The sequence below is a fragment of the Thiomicrospira microaerophila genome (assembly GCF_023278225.1).
GTDB lineage: Bacteria > Pseudomonadota > Gammaproteobacteria > Thiomicrospirales > Thiomicrospiraceae > Thiomicrospira > Thiomicrospira microaerophila_A.
Window position 1 is genome coordinate 288,361 of record NZ_CP070959.1, and the last position, 18,243, is coordinate 306,603.

An 18,243-nucleotide genomic window follows, 5' to 3' on the forward strand; every position below is an offset into this window, starting at 1 on the left:
TCTAAAAACGCTAGGGCGCAGGCTAGGCTTGGCAACAAAAGGATAACTCATGGCAAATCGTATTCACATTCCTAAGCACTATGTTTTGTATAGTACCACTGACTTGCGCGGCACGATTGTGACGGCTTCAGATGACTTTGTAAAAGTCAGCGGCTATCAAAAACAAGAAATGATTGGTCAGCCGCATAATATGATTCGTCATCCGAGTGTCCCTAAGCAGGTTTTTGCTGATATGTGGGCCACCTTAAAACAGGGACGAACCTGGTCTGCTACGGTGGTCAATCGTGCTAGAAATGGTGATGAATATTGGGTCAATGCTAATGCCTCGCCGATAGTTGAAGACGGTCAAATTACCGGTTATGTTTCAGTACGTGTGCCTGCAACGGAAGAGGATATTGCTGCCGCGCAACAGGCCTATCGTTTAATTGACGAAGGCAAGCTTGTTTTCAAAAATAGTCTAGCGCGTAAGCCATGGGATATTAAGTTCGACTGGTTCCGAGATAGAAAACTTTTCCAAAAAATCATGTTCCCGATTATAGCCTTGTTTATCGTGGGTGGCGTCGTGACGGCTGAACGCATGAATCATATGAAAAATGAAAGCCTTTATGCCGCCGGGCAAAACTCGGCTTCAGATATGATTACGATGGCGATGAACTCACGTGCGTTTTATATGGAAGAAATCGTACCTAAGGTTCGAGCCGCCGGAATGCAGTTAAGTCATGAATATGCTACCCATCCGACCCATCTTCCGTTAGCGGCTAACGTGATGCTGGCACTGGGTGAAATGTCAAAACAGTCCGGCGATGGTAATGAGGTGGGTGAAGTTAAATTGTTCAGTGCGCATCCATTTAAGTTCAGAGGGCCTGCAAATTTGGATGCGTTTGAAAAAGCAGCACTTGAGGCATTGACTCAAAATCCGGATGTCCCTTATATCGAGCTTGAACAGTATCAAGGTAAACCCTATTTCAGAATGGCGGTACCCGATTTTATGACCGCGCAAGCCTGTTTGAATTGCCATAACCATGATCCAAACAGTACCAAGCAGGATTGGAAAATAGGCGATGTACGCGGTGCGATTTCGGCGCGTATTCCGATGCAAGACCTTGAAAAAGCGATTGCTAAGCCGGTATTACAGTTAGAAATCACGCTGATGATTATTGCATTGATTATTCTTGCAGTCACCTATTGGCTGATTAGTCTGTTAAGAATTCGTTTACGCAAGCTTCGTGAAGCAGTCGATTATGTTGAACAAACCGGTGATCTGACGCAGCGTGTTCAGGATAAGTCGAATGATGCGATTGGGATGACAATTAACAAGTTTAATTCATTACAAAACTATGTCCTGAATGCGATCACCCAAGTCGGAGCAGGCGCTAGAGCGATCAGTGAAGGCGATTTTAGCCAGAGCGCAACTGGTGCTAAAGGGAGTTTTGTGCCCTTGCAGGATGCGATTAACTCGGCTGCAAGCAGCTTAGATGGCACGATGAATGAACTCACGAAGGTAATGAACGGCCTTGAACAGGGGCAGTTTGACATTAAAATGGATCCCAAGGTGCCTCAAGCCTTCCGAGACCAGGTTGAGCGGGCGTTATCCAGTATTGACCATGTTATGACCGACATTATTTCAGTAATGAAAAAGATGGAAGAAGGCGATTTCCATTACCGTGTCAAAGCCGAAGCGCAGGGTGAGTTGGCAGAGTTAAAACAAGCGATTAATACCTCGATGGATGCGATGTCTGAGGCGATTAGTAAAATTTCAGAAGTGGTTGCGGCTCAAGCTGCCGGCGATCTAACGGCTCAGCTGCCGTCAGGACGATTTAGAGGGGAGTTGCATAATCTTAAAAATGCGATTAACTATTCTTTAGAGAAGATAAAAGACGTTGTTGCGGTGGTTTCCGATGCTGCCAATAGTGTGAATGCGGCTTCCCAAGAGGTCTCTCAAGGCTCGTTAAATCTTAGCGATCGAGTACAAGAGCAGGCGGCCTCACTCGAGGAAACCTCCGCAACGATGGAGCAGATGAATGCAACGATTCAACAAAATACTGAAAACACCGACCATGCTTCAAAACTAGCCGTTCAGGTACAGACCAAGGCTCAACAAGGGCGTGAGGTGATGGAAAAAACCATCCAAGCGATGCAAGGCATTAAAGCGTCCAGCCATAAGATTTCAGAAATAGTTACCTTGATTGATGGGATTGCGTTTCAAACTAACTTGCTCGCACTGAATGCCGCGGTCGAAGCGGCACGAGCTGGTGAGCATGGTCGAGGCTTTGCGGTGGTGGCTGGCGAGGTGCGTGGCTTGGCACAAAAATCCGCAGAAGCCGCCAAAGATATTAAAAAGTTGATCACGGAAAGCGTCAGTCGAATTGAAGAAGGTACGCAGTTAGCCGATGATTCCGGTGAAGCATTAAAAGAAGTGGCGCATTCGATTGATGAAGTAGCAGGCCTGGTGGTGCAGATTGCAAATGCGACCCGAGAACAAGCGGCGGGGATGCATCAGGTACATGATGCCATTACCAAAATTGATGGTGTAACTCAGCAAAACGCGGCGTTGGTTGAAGAAACGGCAGCGGCAGCAGAGAGCTTGAGTGATCAATCCTCGATTTTACGGCGTGAGATGAGTTTTTTTACCACAGGTAGTCAGTTAGCTCAGCCCAAAGCGATTGCAGCAAAGCCAGTAAATAAACCTAAGTCTGTTGGCAATAGCGCTCAATCGGGATCGTTCAACAAACAGCAGCCTTCTGGCGATGATTGGGCTGAGTTTTAATGCTTAAACGATTGAGTTACTAGGTTTTGAGTTTTCTGAAGTTTTTGCAGCGCTCTTTGCGTTTGCGTATCTTATTGATGACGATGTTTTTTTCATCGTTGTTGGCTGCGGTGTTATTGGCGTTAATGGCGAAACTCTACACTGAGCAACATCAGCGTCAGGTTATTGCAGAAACTCTGACCGCCAATGCGGTGTTAAGCCAAATGGTTGACACCACCTTGTCGCAGCGCAAAACAGCATTGACCCAGTTTTCTAGCCTGATGCACGATGGTGAGCAGTTGTTGCCGGTTGATCAGTTACAAGCAATCCTCGATCAGCGGATTGTATTGCATCATATGTATAATGGCGGTTTGCTAATACTTGATGCTGAGGCGATGGGTTTAGTGGACTCGCCGAATTTGCCTGGTCGAGTCGGAACGGACTACAGTGATCGCCCTCATGTGGTTTGGGTTTCGCAGCAACGTGAACCCTATATTTCCCCTCCTTTTTTAGGTCGCCGCTTACAAGCGCCAATATTCATCGTGAATACGCCGATTCTTTCTGATACTAACCAGCTCCTTGGTTACATGATCGGCATTATGCTGCTTGAGCAAGATGAGCTGATGGTTCAAGTGTTTGAAAAGTTCAAGCGTGAGCAGGAAAGAGCGTTTCTAATCGACCTTGAACAGCGTGTATTTGTCAGCTCAACGGATCCCCAGTTTGTTTTTCAACCTATCGAGCAGTGGTTGGATGAGTCCTTAATTCAGGCGTTGGAAAATCAACAAACGAGTGGCTATGTTTTGAGCATGAACGGTGAACCTCAATTTTTCAGCGCCTACCCGTTAGCCCAAACCCCGTGGGTTCAGGTATCGGTGATTGATCCGTCCAGCATGTTGGCACCCACTCGAAAAATGCTATCTGATATGTTGATGTTAGGTTTGCTGTTATTTTTGATTGGTTTACCTTTGTTTTATGTTTTAATGACACGCCAGTTAAAACCCCTATGTGAAGCAGCGAAAAGTTTAAGAAACGCACCGCATCAACCGGTGCCCTATCAATCAAACTCGAAGCAGCAAGATGAGGTTGGTCAGTTAATTCAAGCCTTTAATGATTCGCTTTATCTTCAACAAACTCAGCGCAAAAAATTAGAACAGGCTCGTCATGATGCCGAACTGGCGGATGCAACCAAGTCTCGGTTTTTGGCAGTGATGAGTCATGAGATTCGTACCCCATTAGCCGGAATATTGGGTTTGGCTGACATTGGGATTCAAAACCCTAACTCAACCGAAAAAATGCATGATTGTTTAAAAAAGATTCATTTGTCGGGTGAAAACCTGCGCGAACTGCTGAACGACATCTTAGATCTTTCTAAAATTGATGCCGGTCAGTTACAGATTCAATCCAAACCCTTTGATTTAAAACAGCTGTTGCATGATATTGAACGCCAATATGCCCCTCTGGCTCAGCAAAAAGGTTTGCGTTGGTCAATGGTTTTAGACAGCCAGCTTCAACCGGCCTACTGTGGTGATCGGCAAAGATTGTTACAGGTGTTAAATAATTTGATTAGTAATGCGCTAAAGTTTACCGAACAAGGTGGGGTGAATCTGTTTGTAAGCTGTATTTCAAATGCTGAAAACTCGGCAGAGCCTCATCAGGCTTGGCTCGCTTTCGGTGTTGAGGATTCTGGGATAGGGATTTCAGAGGATCAGCAAACCTTATTGTTTCAGCCTTTCCAGCAGGGCCATGATTCGGTTAGTCAGTTTTACGGCGGCTCAGGTTTGGGGTTATTTATCAGCCAAGATTTGGTGAGGTTAATGGGTTCAGAGGGCATTCATGTTTCCAGTCAAGCTGGGCAAGGCAGTTGTTTTAGTTTTAACCTGCCCTTAGGTGTGTGTTCTGATCAGCAGCTGCAGTCCTTGTTGGCTGAACAGCAAGTCATGATTGATGCTGGCCAGCGCTTGCTAAATTCAACGGGTTTTCACGGCAGTGTTTTAATCGTCGAAGATATGCCGATTAATCGACAAGTGTTAATGGAGTGGTTAGAGCGTGTTGGGTTTGACTGTTATTTGGCCGAGAATGGTGAAGAAGCCGTAGCGATGGTCAAACAAACTCCGTTTGACTTGGTGTTAATGGATAAGCAGATGCCAAAAATGAATGGCTTTGAGGCGAGCCTTGCAATACGTGAATTTAATCGCGATTTGCCGATTATTGGCATTAGTGCTCATGCCTCCGAGTTTGAGCGTCAAGCCGCATTGCAAGCAGGAATGAATGTATTGCTAAGTAAGCCGGTTGATAGTCAAGTTCTGCGGACTATGATCGCTCGCCTGTTAAATCAAGAGTCGGTGGATTTGAGTCAGTTTGAAATGCAATCCGATGAGCCGGTTTTTCTTATCGAGAACCAGGCCTGGATTAATCAGCAGCAGGGGTTGGCTTGTGTTGATAACCAGCCGCGGCTCTATAATCAAATGCTTTTGCGCTTCAAATCACAGTGGCCGGAAGAAAGTGCAAAGCTGCTCGAACAACTTGACGGATTAGTGAATCTGCGTCAAGACCCGCGGGTTTCCAGTCAAGATTATCGCCAGGCCTGGTTGTCAGCCTGTCGGCAAATACATCGTTTAAGGGGGTTGTGCGCAACCATTGGGGCAGAGCGCCTAGAGGAGTTGTTGATTTGTCTTGACAAGAACCTTGCGCATTATCACCTACCTGATACACTGTTTATCGAGCAGTGGCACCAAACGGTTAAGCATACACTGGCGACTATAACAACCTAGCTTTAGTTAAAGTGCCAAGCGAATGTCCATCGCGTTCAATTAAGTCTTATAAAATATTTTTGGCGTAAAGTTTTTATAAAACGGTATCATGTCGCTATCAGTATAATATTTATTTTGACGGATTTTGTATTCCTGAGGTTGCGCATGTTTTTTCCTAAATTATCACAAATTTCTACTCACTCCGTGGTAACCCTTGCTGATAGCCATTCGATTCAGGATGCGGTCAATCTTATGGATCAAACCTCATTGCGTGATCTGGTGATTACCGGTGAACAGGGTTTGCGGATGATCACGGCGCGAGAACTGATTGCGCTACGCTTAAAAGGAATTGACTTTTCTGTACCGCTCGCCGAAATATCCTTACAAGCAATTAACAGTATTCATCAAGATGCCAGTGTGATTGATGGCCTAAATGCACTTAAAGAAGGCCGATTTGAATATCTTTGTTTATTGGATTCAGCCCAAAACTTAAGCGGCATTGTCAGCTATTCCGATATGGCGCAACACCTCGATCCCCATTATTTATCGGAGTTCAAACGGATTAATGATCTGGTGCATCTCGCTGATTTTTTAAGCCTAGATCAAGAAACTAGTATCAAAGACGTGTTGGTTTTAATGCATGAGCAACAGCATAACTCGGCCTTAATTCGTAATGCTGAAGATCAGCATATCGGGATTGTGACTCAAAAAGACATTACCCATGCGATTGCTGAAAACCACGCAGTTGATAGCCCGATTAAACAGATTATGGTTTCGCCCTTGGTGACGATTGATGGCCAGGTTAGCTTGCAACAGGCGTTAACTTTTAGCCGAGAAAAAAAGCTTAAACGCCTGGTGGTCACTTCTCAAGACAAGGTCGTCGGCTTGTTGCATCAAAAAGACCTGGTGGCCTTGGTGTATGAAAAGTGGCGTAACCTACTAGACGAGCAACAACGTCATTTGCAGGCCGAGCGTGAACTATTTAAAAATGGCCCGGTGTTGTTGTTTATTTGGGAACCTAAGGGCTATTGGCCGGTAAAGTTTGTGTCCGACAATGTTAAAGATATCTTAGGTTATACGCCGGAAGAGCTGATGCAACAGGGGTTTGAGTTTGGTCAGCTTCTGCATCCGGATGACCTTGAAAAAACCGCCACCGAGTTAGAGCAGGCATTAGCCAATAAAGTGGATTATTTAAAACAGGCCTACCGAGTGATCGACAAGCAGGGACAGGTTCACTGGGTTTATGACTACACGCGGCCTAGCTATGATGAAGACGGTAATGTAACAAGTGTTTATGGTTATTTGTTGGATCAAACTGAGTTAATTGAAACCAAAAATCACGCCGAGAAAACCCAGGCCACCCTTGAGTTGGCGCTTGATGCGTCGGAAACCGGTTTATGGGTTTGGGATATGCAAACCAACCATATTAATTGGTCAGATCAGGCGTTTAAACAACTGGGCTATGCTCCGCAAGCTTTTGACGTTACTCTTGAGACATTTCAATCTAAGCTGCATCCTGAGGATGGGGAGAAGATGTTTGTAACCATTCAACAGCAAATGGCCGCGCACAAGGGATTTACTGTAGAGTTTCGTTTCAAAAATGCCGACGGTGTTTGGACCTGGTTACAGGGGCGCGGTAGGGTAACCAAAACCAACCCGCAAGGCGAACCGATTGAAATGATGGGGGTGCATCTTGATATCAACGCATCTAAGCAAGCGGAGAAAACTCTGCGCCTAGAACGCAAGCGATTTGAGAATATTATATGGGGTACCGGCGTTGGCACTTGGGAATGGAATGTGCAAACCGGGCAGACGATTTTTAATGATCGTTGGGCACAGATTGTGGGTTATCAACTAGACACACTGCAACCGACAACCATTGATACCTGGATGGCGTTTGCTCATCCGGATGACCTTGCGGAATCTGAAAAACAATTGATGGCACACTTTAATGGCGATAAGGACCATTATGAAGTGCAAGCCAGAATGCGACATAAAAACGGTGGCTGGGTATGGGTGTTGGATCGGGGTAAGGTCGTTAGCTGGACAGACGATGGTAAGCCTGAATGGATAGCCGGTACACACCAAGATATAACCGAGCAAAAACAAGCCGAATTCGCCCTGAAAGAACAAACTGAGCTTTATCTGAATTTAGTTGAACAGCATCCGTTTTTTATTAATCGTTTTTTACCGGATACGACAACGATTTACGCTAATAAAACCATGGCAGATTTTTTTGGTATAAAGCCACAGCAAATGGTGGGGATGCGTTGGGCGGACAGCCTGCCATCACCGGCTAAAGAGGAGGCATTGGAAGCCTTAACTGTTTGCACGATTGACCACCCTACCGGCGTTAATATTAACCAAGTGATGGATGGTAAGGGGCGGATTCGACACGTCAAATGGACAACGCAAGCGTTTTTTGATGAGCAAGGTCAGGTTAAATATTTCCAATCGGTTGGACAGGATATTACCGAGCAAATTGAACTTGAAGATAAGTTAAAGCAAGCCAAACAACAGGCGGAAGCGGCGAACCAAGCCAAGTCTGAATTTTTAGCCAATATGAGTCATGAAATTCGCACGCCGATGAATGGAATAATCGGCCTGAGTGAGCTGGCGATGAAGCAGGATGATGTTGAGATTCTGCATGAGCAATTGGATAAGATTTACCACTCAGGGCGATTATTGTTGGGTATTATCAATGATATTTTAGACTTCTCAAAAATCGAAGCCGGTAAGCTGGAAATAGACCCGCAGCCGTTTTTTGTCTGTAAATTGGTAGATGGTTTGGCGTCATTGTTTGCAATGAGTCTAGCGCAAAAGCCGATTCAATTTAACCTAGATAGCAAGGCGTTGCAGCATCAAGCCTTTGTTGCGGATGCTTTACGCCTGCGCCAAGTTTTGATTAATCTGATTGGTAACGCAATTAAATTCACCGAACAGGGTGAAGTAAGTTTACGGCTTTTTGAATATATTGATGAACAGCAGCAGGCCTGGTTGGGCTTTGAAGTCAAAGATACAGGTATTGGTATGTCCGAAGAACACCAGAAGCGCTTGTTTCAAGCCTTTAGCCAGGGCGACACCAGTATCACACGTCGGCATGGCGGTACAGGGTTGGGGCTGGTGATTAGCGAACGACTGATTGAATTAATGGGGGGGCGGCCTATTGAGGTCGAATCTTCCTTGGGGCAAGGCAGTTGTTTTCGTTTTGTTTTGCCGGTAGCGCTGGCTAGTTCAGATCAAATTTTGCTGTTAAAACAAAATGCGAGTACAGCTGAAGATCGGGTTCGGTTAATTGGACATGTTTTGCTGGTGGAGGATAATGAAATCAACCAGGAAGTGGCGCTTCAGCAACTCCAGGATTTGGGGCTTCAGGTGACCTTGGCTGAAAACGGTCAGTTGGCGTTGGATTTAATCAAGCACCAGCATTTTGACTTGGTGTTAATGGATATTCAAATGCCGGTGATGGATGGTTACCAGGCGACTCGCGCAGTGCGTGAGTTTGATCAGGATACGCCGATTATAGCATTGACCGCCGCAGCGATGATCGAAGATAAGCGTAAAGCGCTGGCGGTAGGTATGAACAATCATTTAAGTAAACCGATTGATCGAGTCGAGTTAGTGGATTTGTTGGGTCAGTACTTAAAAGCAGATGTCGTGTCTGAAAAGCTTAACCACAAGGCAACCCCCGAAGATAACTCACTGCACTGGCCGTTGATTAATCATCAAAAGGGATTGGCTCAGTTAAATGGTAATCAAGCTCTATATCATAAGCTGTTAGCTAAGTTGCTTGAGCAAATGCAACAGGAGTATGCCGTTTTACCAGAAGCACTATCCACTCTGATGAAGGAACCTCAGACCACGGTTGATTGGTCTGAGTTACAGTCGATCAATCACGCCTTAAAAGGCGTAGCAGGCAATCTTGCGGTAGAGGCCTTGTTTAGGCTGAGCCAGCAGTTCGATATGCTATGTAAGCAGAATCAGCGACCCAGCTCTGGGTTTGTAAAGGAGTTTGTTCAGGTGTTTAGAGCTAGTCAGCAGGCACTAGCCGACTTAACCTCCGGCGCTGAAACGGTCATTAGTTCTAGTGAGGTGGCCGATCAGCCTGATACCAGTGATCTATTAATCACTCAACTTGAAACGCTATTGCAGCGAGTTGAAAATAGTGAGTATATTGATGATGACGAGTTGAAACAGCTCGATCAGTATCAAGCACTAGCTAACAACCAGGCCTGGTTAGAGGTAAGAAGTCATTTGGATAATTTTGAATTTGAATCGGCGTTAGCACCATTAAAAAGTGTGATTCAGGGGTTACCGCCTGGGCTTGCTGTCGATAAGGAGACCAGCGTTTGATGATGCGTTTAAAAAGTCTGATTGGCTTAGGTTTATTGCTAGTGCTCGCATTGGGTGCATTGAGCTATTACTGGCAGTTTAAACAATTAGAGCAGGCGACCTATAAGGAGCTGCAAGCGGTTAACGAGTTAAAAACCAAACAGCTTAATCATTGGCTGAGTGAGCGCCGAGCAGATGCAAAAGTCCTTGCAGAAAACACTATTTTTATTGAGCTGGTTGAGGCAAGTTTTAAGGATGCAGCGGCTCGTACACGATTAAAAAATCGGCTGGGATTGTTTTTAGATGCTAAAGGCTATGGACAGATTAGCTTGCATGAATTCAACGGAGACTTGTTGATCAATGCGGGTGATAAGTTTAAACATCTTCCCACTGTGACACAAAATCAGTTCGAAGGATTACGATTCCAGTATCAGCCTATGTTTACCGATATTTTTATTGATGATCATGGCTATCGACATTTGGGTATGTTGATGCCGATCTGGTCAGAGAGCAATGTCTATCAACCCCTTGCTGTGTTGGTTTTTCATATTGACCCCCGTGATTTCATTGATCCATTAATGCTGACTTGGCCAAGTTTGCTGCCATCTCCACAATCCCTGCTGGTGCGTTTTGATCAGGCGGGCATGTTTGCACAAACACCGGTTCAAGTGAAAGAGGGGTTGCAGTATCGCCACACGCCATTAGAAGGCTATCAGGGACTTAGGAAGCAAAAAGAATTAGGCTTAAAAAGCAGCCAGTTGGGGTGTCAAAATGAAAAGGGTCAAGCGATTTGGATTTATTGCAATAGTTTGGAAACACCGCGTTGGAGTGTGATTTCTCAAGTTGAAAAAGCAGCATTGCTCGCGCCGTTAGTCTGGCAAAGTTTTTTAATGGCGCTGGTGTTTGGCATGATGTTGTTGAGCTTGGGGGTATTGGTTTATCAGCGCGCTAAGGTTCGAGAGCGAGAAGTGCTCGACAGTTTGAAGGTGGCGGCATCGGTGTTTGATAATACCGGTGAAGGGATTATGCTTACCAATGCGGATTGTAAAATCGAAATGGTGAATAATGCCTTTTGCGAACTCTTGGGTTATCAGGCGAGTGAGGTGTTAGGTAAAACCCCAGATATTTTGCGTTCTGGCCGACACGATCAAGATTTCTATCAAAGTATGTGGCATACCATTCAAAAAACCGGGCACTGGCGAGGTGAGATTTGGAATCGCAAAAAAAACGGTGAATTGATTGCTGAATGGTTAAGTATTGCCAGTTTAAATAATCAACAGGGCGAGGTCACCCATTATGTCGGGGTATTTGCCGATATTTCTAAGCTTAAGCATTCGGAACAAAAGCTGGACTATTTATCCCATCATGACCCTTTGACGGGTCTGGCTAATCGTCGGTTGTTAAATGTGCATATACAGCAGGCCTTGTCCCATCATTCTCGGCGGCCGGCTATGGGTGAACATTTAGCGGTGTTGATGTTAGATATTGATCGATTTAAAGCGATTAATGATAGTTATGGTCATGCTTTGGGTGACGAACTATTGGTTGAGGTCTCGAAGGTTCTGCAGCATGGCAGGCGTAAAACCGATACCGTGGCGCGTATTGGGGCGGACGAATTTACCTTGGTGTTGGATGAATTGCAGCATCCGGAAGATGCCGCTCGGATCGCCAGCCAGTTAATTCGAGATTTGGCTTCACCGATTAAACTGAGCAATGGTTCGGAGTTAAGTTTGGGGGTGACAGTGGGGATTACACTCCTCAAAGACCCGGCGATCAGTGGCGAACAGTTAATTCAACAAGCCGATACCGCGCTATATCAAGCCAAGATTGAAGGCCGTGGAGGCTTTTTGTTTTTCGAGCCGCATATGACAAGGCAGGCGCAAGAACGTTTGATTATGGAGTCGCAACTCAAGCAGGCGCTTAAACAAGATCAGTTTGAGGTGTTCTATCAGCCTCAGGTAGATGTGCGTAGTCGTCAGATTATTTCAGCTGAAGCCTTAGTTCGTTGGCATCATCCTGAGTTGGGGATGGTTTCACCGAGTTATTTTATACCCATTTGTGAAGAAATTGGTCTGATTATTGAATTGGGTGAGCTGGTGCTCAATAAAGTATTGGTACAGGGAGCAGAATGGTTAGCACAGGGTGCGCCACGGCGTATGTTGGCTGTGAATGTAGCGGCTTTGCAGTGGCAACAGTCTGATTTTGTCGATAAGGTTGAAAGGGTGCTGAAACAAACTGGTTATCCTGCTGAATTATTAGAGCTTGAGTTAACTGAGTCAGGATTAATGCGTCATGAAGAACAAGCAATTGAGGCGATGCAACGTTTGCGTAAACTCGGGGTGCATATTGCGATGGATGATTTTGGTACCGGGTATTCGTCACTGATTTATTTACGCAACCTGCCGTTGAGCAAACTTAAAATTGACAAGCAGTTTATTGACGAGGTGGTTACAGACTTAAAAAGCCAGCAGTTGGCTAAAATCATTATTAAAATGGCGCACAATTTAGGGTTTAAAGTCATTGCCGAAGGCGTTGAAAATTCGGCTCAGCTTGCTTGGTTGGTGGAGCAGGGTTGCGATAGTTATCAGGGCTTTTTGTGTAGTCCTCCTGTCAGGGCGCAGGACTTTATTAAGCTTAACTCTTGCCAAGGACATTGATGGCGATGAATTTGCGTCATGGGTTTTATGGTTTGCCTGCTTTATTGGTGTTGGTGGCGGTGGTGATTGCAGGCTTGGTTCAATTAGAACATGCTAAGCAAAAGGCCTTGGCGATGGAGCGCTCTCATGTTGAGCAGGCATTAGGTCAGCTTCGAGTCCAGCTTGAGAGTGTGATTCACAGTAGTGCCAGTCGGATTGAGGGTTTGACCGCTTATATTCGCCTATATCCTGATTTGTCGATTGAGCAGTTTGATGCCTTTGCTCGTCAGCTGATTGATGACTATCCGATTATTCAAAATATTGCGGCCGCGCCTGATCTGACAGTGCGTTATATGTATCCCTACGCGGGTAACGAGGCGATTGTCGGCGTGAATTATCAGCAGATACCGGCGCAGGCCGAGGCAGCATTGCGGGCGAAAGAGGCGCGTGCCTTGGTGTTGGCCGGTCCGGTCAATTTATTGCAGGGCGGAGTGGGTTTTATTGCGCGTTTTCCTGTGTTTATTGAACAGCAGGGCGAGGAAGTTTTTTGGGGGTTAGTGTCTTCTGTGATGCCGGTTGATTTGGTATATCAAGCTGCAGGCCTTCAAGCCAGTGAATTACAGTTGTTAATTCGAGGTCTGGATGGAACCGGAGCAGAAGGTGAGGTGTTTTATGGTGATGCGGGTTTGTTAACTCAGCAACCGGTGACGCGAACCGTGAACTTACCTCATGGCCATTGGCAAATTGCGGCGGTTCCAGTGCAGGGCTGGTCTAAGGCAGCACCGAATGCGCTTGGTTTAACCTTGTTTTTTGGGCTGTTAGCCATACTCTTGAGCGCGCCCACCTTGTTTATTAGCTTGTTATTGTTACAGCGTCGCCAGCAGCAGCTGGCTTTAGAGCAGGCTTTAGCCCAAGCAGAGGCCGCGAGCCATGCTAAATCGGCATTTTTGGCGAATATGAGTCATGAAATTCGTACGCCGTTAAACGGTATTTTGGGGCTGAGTGAATTGGCGCAGGATGAAACCGATGCGAACAAGCGTAAGACCTTGCTGCAAAAAACCCATCGGTCAGCAGAAATGCTGTTGGTTATTTTGAATGACATTTTAGATTTATCAAAGATCGAAGCGGGCAAGTTAACTTTAGAACAAAAGCCTTTTAGCGGGCGAGAGCTGGTGCGTCCGCTGGCTGATTTATTTGGCCCGATGGTGCGCAAAAAAGGGCTTAGATTAAAGCTGGATATTCATTTGGATTCATCGCTTGAGTTTTGCTCAGATGAAGCGCGAATTCGGCAGGTTTTGATGAATCTGTTGGGTAATGCGTTAAAGTTTACTGAGCAGGGTGAGGTAGTGTTGAAAATTGAACAAACGCTACTGGATGACCAGCAGGCCTGGTTAAGTTTTTCAGTCAGCGATACCGGCATTGGCTTAAACGCTGAACAGCAAGCAAGGTTGTTTCAACCCTTTAGTCAAGCGGATGAGTCGATTACCCGTAAGTTTGGTGGCACTGGTCTGGGTTTGGTTATTAGCCAGCGTTTGGTTCAGGCTTTAGGCGCTAAAAAGATTGAGCTGGTATCTTCACCGGGGCAAGGTGCAACTTTTTCGTTTCAATTCGCTTGTCGCTGGCAAAAAAAATCAGATGTGCTTGGGGGCCAAGATTTAATCACTGATCAGAATGTGCCGGAAGCTAAGTTTTTTTCTGGCAAAGTTTTATTGGTGGAGGATAATGAAATTAATCAGTTGGTCGCACAAGCTCAATTGGAAAAGCTGGGATTAGAAGTCGTATTGGCTTCAGACGGTCAACAAGCGGTAGAGCTGGCGCAGCAACAAACGTTTGATATGATTTTTATGGATATTCAAATGCCTGTGCTAGATGGTTATCAGGCGACCTTGGCCATCAGGCAATTTGATCAAGAAACGCCGATTGTTGCTTTAACCGCCGCAGCGATGGTTGAGGACAGGCAAAAAGCCTTGGTCGCCGGGATGCAAGAGCACTTGGCAAAGCCTGTAGATAATCGTTTATTGTTTGCGGCTTTGGCGCGTTATTTGCCGGGTAAAGCTATTAAGGACTTGAAGGAAAATTAAATGGTGATGTTATTGCGTCATAGCTTAAAACAACGTGTGATCATTTTTGCGCAGTTAACGCTGTTAGGTTTGTTTGTTTTGATTACCGGTTTGGTAAGCTGGATTGTTTTTCAAGATAGTAAGCAGCGTTTGCTTGAGGAGCAGCAACGCGCCAATCATGCATTAGCCAGTATGATTGAACTGGAGATGAGTGACCGTTTAAAGACTCTGCTAAATTTTGCGCCTCAGCTTGCGGGTGAAAGTGGGCTTTTGCCGGTTGAAAAATTGCAGGCCTTGTTAGACAGTCGTGTTCGATTACATGGTTTTTTTAATAATGGTTTGATTGTGGTGGATCGTCAAGGCATGATCGTGACTGATTCGCCGATTGTTGATGGTCGTGTCGGGTTTGATGTATCAAATCGCCCTTTTATTCAGCAGGTGTTGCAGTATGGTGAAGTGGTGATTACGCCGCCTATCCTGGGTAAAGCTATGGGCAAGCCGATTTTTAATATTGCGGTTCCAATAGCGGATGCCTCTGGTCAGGTGGTGGGTGTGCTATTTGGGGTTACGCTGTTACAGCAGGATAATTTTTTGCTAGAGCTTGGGCAGCGTAATACATATCAGCAATTAGGCGGTTTTTTTGTTATTGACGTAGAAAATGACTTGATTGTTTCAGCCTACGATAGTGGATTAATCTTCACCCCGCTATCAGAACATGCCGAGAAATGTCAATGCCTTGCTGCGGTGATTAATGGCAACTCATCAGGTTTTGCCAGCAACCAAGATGGTTATCGTTTTATGTTTAGTAGTGCGGATATTCCCGGTTTTTCTTGGAAGGTTGTGCATCGAATTGAAACTCAAGAGTTGTTTGCTCCTGTGGCGAATTTGTTATCTCATCTTGTCGCTTTGTTGGCGTTATTGATGTTGGTTACGATGTTTTTAACCAATCGATTTTTATCTCGCTTGTTGAGGCCTTTGGAGGACTATGCCAAGAAGGTTGATGCGATGGTGTCTTCAGAGCCTCCTCTTGGTTTGAAAATTGATATTGCGCGGGATGATGAACTAGGGCGTTTAATCAGCGCATTTAATCGTTTATTGGCAAAACAAGAGCAGACCCTTAGCGATCTTCAAAAAGCTAAAATTGCTGCCGATCATGCCAATCAAGCTAAGTCTGAATTTTTGGCTAATATGAGTCATGAAATTCGTACCCCGTTAAATGCGGTGATTGGTTTAAGCGAGATTATGGTTCACGATGATTTTTTACCAGAAAAAAACCAGCGCAGAGTAGGTCAGATTCATGGTTCGGCCAAGCTATTGCTTGGCATCATTAACGATGTATTGGATTTTTCTAAAATTGAAAGCGGGCGTTTAGAAATCGAGCATAAGCAGTTTATGCTGAATGATGTTTTGGATCAGTTAAGTCTGTTGTTTAGTGATATGACGGTGCGAAAAGGTGTTGAGTTGGCGTTTCATTTGCGTCCGGATGTGCCGACAAGTCTCGTTGGTGACCAATTGCGTTTAACGCAGGTCTTAACCAATTTAATGGGGAATGCGGTTAAGTTTACTGAGCAAGGTGAAATTGAGTTGTGCATCCGCGTACTGCAAAAAACCAATGGTACAGTGACTTTGGTGTTTGCGGTGCGTGATACAGGTATTGGGTTAACTGAGGCGCAAGTTAGGCGTTTATTTGGTGCCTTTATGCAAGCGGACAATTCGATTACGCGTAAGCATGGCGGTACAGGTTTAGGGCTTGTGATTAGCCAGCGTTTGGTGCATTTAATGGGCGGGAGTGATATTCAGGTTGAGTCGAACTTGGGAGAGGGCAGTTTGTTTAGTTTTACCTTGACCTTGCCGATTGCAACAGCGGCTACTGAGGCTAGACTTCACCATTTTGAGTGTGACCCTGCGCCATGCCGAGCGTTGGTCGTTGATGATCAACCGATTAGTCGGGCAATTTTGCGTGAAATCTTAGAGTCTTGGCAGTTTGAAGTGGACGAAGCGGAAAACGCTGAGCAGGCTATTCAAAGGGTGGCTGAACATTTGAATGACGCAAGATTTTATCGTGTGATTCTGATGGATTGGGAAATGCCAGAATTGAATGGTTTGTCCGCTTTGCGCAAGATTAAGCAGCTTTACTTAGAGTCGGGTCATGAGACTGATTTGCCCGGCTTGTTGATGCTGAGTGCGCATGATGAAGCTGAGTTAGCCATGTCGGGTGAGGATCGTTATCCGTTTATTCATAAGCCTTTTGGTCCTTCTCATCTTTTTAATGCGATTAACCAGCTTGAACGTTTGCCGCTTTTAGGTGTTGGCGGTGACGGCCAAAATTTGAGGTTTAAGGGGCAGCGAATTTTGGTGGTTGAAGATAATGATATCAATCGTGAGGTAATGGCTGAGTTACTTGCAGATTTCAATGTGCAGCTGGATTATGCTGTCAATGGTTTGCTTGCGCTTGAAGCGGTGAGGCAGCAGGATTATAAGTTAGTATTAATGGATATTCAGATGCCGGTGATGGATGGCTACCAAGCAACACGCGCCATACGTGAGTTTAATTCGGGTTTACCGATTGTGGCTTTGACAGCTGCTGCGATGGTTGAAGATAGAAAAAAAGCCTTAGCAGCCGGGATGGATGCGCATTTAGCTAAACCTATTGATATTAATCAACTCAAAAATGTGATGAAGCAATATTTGGACTATGAACTGTACAGTAAAACACGAGACCGAGATCAAGCCATGCAGCAAGCGGCAAAAACAATGATGGAACAACCAGGCCTGGTAGAACCTGAGCAGCAAGCAGAAAAAGTGTTGCAAGTCTCTAAACCGAGAATTTTGATTGTTGATGATGAACCTGCGAATGCAAAAGTTTTGGCAAACGGACTGAAAGATGATTATGTGTTGTTATTAGCCAATTCAGGCGTAAAAGCGATTAAGTTGGCCGGGTCTGAGCCCCAGCCAGATTTAGTGCTGCTCGATATTATGATGCCGGATATGGATGGTTACCAGGTTTGTCATCATCTTAAAAATGATCCGAAAACCTCGAATATTCCGGTCGTATTTGTGAGTGCTTTGGATCAGCGCCATGATGAAGAAAAGGGGTTAAATATGGGCGCGGTGGACTATATTTCTAAACCCTTCCATTTGCCGATTGTAAAATCACGGATTCGTAATCATTTGGCATTGAAGTTGAAAACCGACTTGTTGGAAGAGATGTCGCATGTTGATGGTTTAACCCATATTGCGAATCGTCGCCAGTTTGATGAAACCCTGTTGAAAGAAAGCCTGCGCTTAGCGCGCAGCGGAAAACCTATGGGTTTGATTATGTTAGATATTGATTTCTTTAAGCCGTTTAATGATCATTATGGACATGGGCAAGGTGATATTTGTTTGCAGAAAGTGGCTCAGGCTTTGCAATCGGTAATTCGTCGTCCGGGTGATTTGTTGGCACGTTATGGTGGTGAGGAGTTTGTGGTGTTATTGCCTGAAACCGGGCAACGAGGCACCCAACGTATTGCTGAGGAGTTGCGCCAGAGCATCGCATCACTTCGGCTTCAACATGCGTATTCTGAAGTGGCCGATCATGTCACGGTCAGTGTCGGTGCGGTATCCGGTTGGGCACAAAACCATGAGCAGGCTGAGCAGATGTTGAAAACGGCGGATGAAGCCTTATATCAAGCTAAACAGCAAGGGCGCAACCGAATCTGTGTGCTTTAGCAGGATAT

The 18,243-nt window shown here is 45.4% G+C and carries 6 protein-coding genes; all 6 read left to right on the forward strand.

From position 1 onward, the window contains the following. Nucleotides 1-49 precede the first annotated feature (49 nt). The 6 genes from JX580_RS01435 to JX580_RS01460 all read left to right on the forward strand — a co-directional run bounded on the left by JX580_RS01435 (nucleotide 50) and on the right by JX580_RS01460 (nucleotide 18,235). Nucleotides 50-2,767 (forward strand): methyl-accepting chemotaxis protein, encoded by a 2,718-nt coding sequence (locus JX580_RS01435; RefSeq protein ID WP_248851017.1) that lies wholly within the window; start codon nucleotides 50-52, stop codon nucleotides 2,765-2,767. A 77-nt stretch (nucleotides 2,768-2,844) separates the two neighbouring features. Beyond that, nucleotides 2,845-5,517 carry a hybrid sensor histidine kinase/response regulator gene (locus tag JX580_RS01440; RefSeq protein ID WP_248851018.1) on the forward strand — a complete coding sequence of 891 codons (2,673 nt, stop codon included), beginning with the start codon at nucleotides 2,845-2,847 and terminating at the stop codon, nucleotides 5,515-5,517. Between the two features lie 144 nt (nucleotides 5,518-5,661). Then, on the forward strand, nucleotides 5,662-9,849 hold the full coding sequence (locus JX580_RS01445; protein WP_248851019.1) for a PAS domain-containing protein: 4,188 nt from the start codon (nucleotides 5,662-5,664) through the stop codon (nucleotides 9,847-9,849). Next, complete coding sequence (locus tag JX580_RS01450; RefSeq protein ID WP_248851020.1) at nucleotides 9,849-12,485, forward strand: putative bifunctional diguanylate cyclase/phosphodiesterase; 2,637 nt, start codon at nucleotides 9,849-9,851, stop codon at nucleotides 12,483-12,485. Before JX580_RS01445 ends, JX580_RS01450 begins: the two co-directional genes overlap by 1 nt. Further along, entirely contained in the window at nucleotides 12,485-14,545 is a 2,061-nt protein-coding gene (locus JX580_RS01455; RefSeq protein WP_248851021.1) for a response regulator, read from the forward strand. The genes JX580_RS01450 and JX580_RS01455 overlap by 1 nt, the downstream gene beginning before the upstream one ends. Beyond that, nucleotides 14,546-18,235, forward strand: a complete 3,690-nt coding sequence (locus tag JX580_RS01460; protein ID WP_248851022.1) for a response regulator — start codon at nucleotides 14,546-14,548, stop codon at nucleotides 18,233-18,235. Nucleotides 18,236-18,243 lie beyond the last annotated feature (8 nt).

Excerpts from the sequence above, each read along its gene's own strand:
- JX580_RS01445 (WP_248851019.1), top strand. The coding sequence starts at position 5,662 with ATGTTTTTTCCTAAATTATCACAAATTTCTACTCACTCCGTGGTAACC.
- JX580_RS01435 (WP_248851017.1), top strand. The coding sequence starts at position 50 with ATGGCAAATCGTATTCACATTCCTAAGCACTATGTTTTGTATAGTACC.
- JX580_RS01440 (WP_248851018.1), top strand. The coding sequence starts at position 2,845 with ATGACGATGTTTTTTTCATCGTTGTTGGCTGCGGTGTTATTGGCGTTA.
- JX580_RS01450 (WP_248851020.1), top strand. The coding sequence starts at position 9,849 with ATGATGCGTTTAAAAAGTCTGATTGGCTTAGGTTTATTGCTAGTGCTC.
- JX580_RS01455 (WP_248851021.1), top strand. The coding sequence starts at position 12,485 with ATGGCGATGAATTTGCGTCATGGGTTTTATGGTTTGCCTGCTTTATTG.
- JX580_RS01460 (WP_248851022.1), top strand. The coding sequence starts at position 14,546 with ATGGTGATGTTATTGCGTCATAGCTTAAAACAACGTGTGATCATTTTT.